2 protein-coding genes and 1 pseudogene are annotated in these 1471 nt (G+C 55.9%); 1 reads left to right on the forward strand and 2 read right to left on the reverse strand.

Annotated features, from left to right (window positions below):
* A pseudogene (locus B5M41_RS26710) lies at positions 1-295 on the reverse strand (IS6 family transposase); the annotation flags it as partial.
* Between B5M41_RS26710 and B5M41_RS26715 the strand changes: the two are divergent.
* Positions 198-1265 carry a DUF3732 domain-containing protein gene (locus tag B5M41_RS26715; protein ID WP_230640388.1) on the forward strand — a complete coding sequence of 356 codons (1068 nt, stop codon included), beginning with the start codon at positions 198-200 and terminating at the stop codon, positions 1263-1265. The pseudogene B5M41_RS26710 and the gene B5M41_RS26715 overlap by 98 nt on opposite strands.
* Here the strand turns inward: B5M41_RS26715 and B5M41_RS26720 are convergent.
* Positions 1257-1471, reverse strand: a 215-nt coding sequence (locus tag B5M41_RS26720) for an integrase core domain-containing protein (RefSeq protein ID WP_230640030.1), incomplete at its 5' end; no start/stop codon positions are given. The two genes, B5M41_RS26715 and B5M41_RS26720, sit on opposite strands and share 9 nt — an antisense overlap.

The raw sequence follows: 1471 nt of genomic DNA on the forward strand, positions 1-1471 counted from the left end.
GTCTGGACGACCTCGTCGAGAACATAACCGTCTTGATCGACAGCGCGCCACAGCCAGTGCTTTCGGCCGCCGATGGAAATCACAACCTCGTCCAGATGCCAGATGTGCCTTCGCGACGGCTTCTTTCTGCGTAACTGCTTTGGTAAGCCGGGCCGAATTTGCGGCCCCATCGCCGGATCGTTTCATAAGATACAACAATGCCGCGCTCCAACAGCATTTCCTCGACCAGCCGCAGGCTCAAAGGGAACCGAAAATACAGCCAGACAGCGTGGGCGATGATTCGAGACGAAATCAAAGACCTCCAGCGCCTAACCCGCGAGGCAACTGATTTTGAGGCCGAAGCGCGTGAACAGCAGGCACGACTGGCATCGATAGGGCTCGTAGATGTCGGCGAGCGCGGCCACGAGGTTTGCCCGCTCTGTGATAGTCACCTTCCCGTGCCAGTTCCCTCGGTGAATGAAATACGGCGGTCGTTAGCAGGTTTAGATCGGCAGCTAAGTGCCGTCCGTCGCGATAATCCTCGGTTGCAAGGCCAGATTGCCGAGCTTGAGGCAAAGCGAACCACTCTCGAGGCTGATTTGGGTTTGGTTCAGCGCGACATCACGACTCGTATTGCCGACAATGAGCGTCTCCGTGTTGAGCAAGATCAATTTACCGAGCAAGCGAGGGTCGCTGGACGAATAGGATACTATTTGGAAAACGCGAAGGCGGTATCCAATGATGATGGCCTATGGCTTCAGATCGCGCGCGTACGAGCCGAAGTCACCGAGTTGGAGCGTGCGCTCGATCAAGAGGCGATGGAAGAAAGGCTCACAACAGCACTAAGTCTCGTAGGCCGCGATATCACAGATTATGCAGGACGGCTGCAGCTCGAACACGGCGAAAATAGCTTACGACTTGATCGAAAGAACCTGACCGTTGTCGCGGATACGGTTGATGGCCCATTGTCGTTGCCACAGATCGGAAGCGGTGAAAACTGGGTCGGTTATCATGTGGCTGCGCATCTCGCACTCCACAAGCTCTTCCGCGCTCGCCGCCGCCCGGTGCCTGCGTTTCTGATGCTGGACCAACCTTCACAAGCGCACTATCCGCCAGATCGAGATGTTGGCGAGATCTCAGGGGGTGAAGATGAGGATCAAGCCGCAGTCGCCAGACTCTATCGCCTCCTCCTTGATTATTGTGTTGGTCAGTCCTCACAAATGCAGATCATCGTAACTGATCACGTGGAGTGCTCCCCATTTCACCGGACAGATCGGCTAGTTTGATTTAGCCCTGATGAACTGCCGAGGGGAAGCCATCTTGAGTGCGGAATGGGGATGGATTTCGTTGTAGTCTTCGATCCATCCGTCGATGAGCCGGAGCGCCGTTTCGGCGTCTGGCAGAGCTGATATGCGCACGTAATCCCGTTTCAGGGTTTTGACGAATGCCTCTGACATTCCGTTCGACTGGGGACTGGCGACCGGCGTGAAGC

The sequence above is a fragment of the Shinella sumterensis genome (genome assembly GCF_004514425.2).
GTDB lineage: Bacteria > Pseudomonadota > Alphaproteobacteria > Rhizobiales > Rhizobiaceae > Shinella > Shinella sumterensis.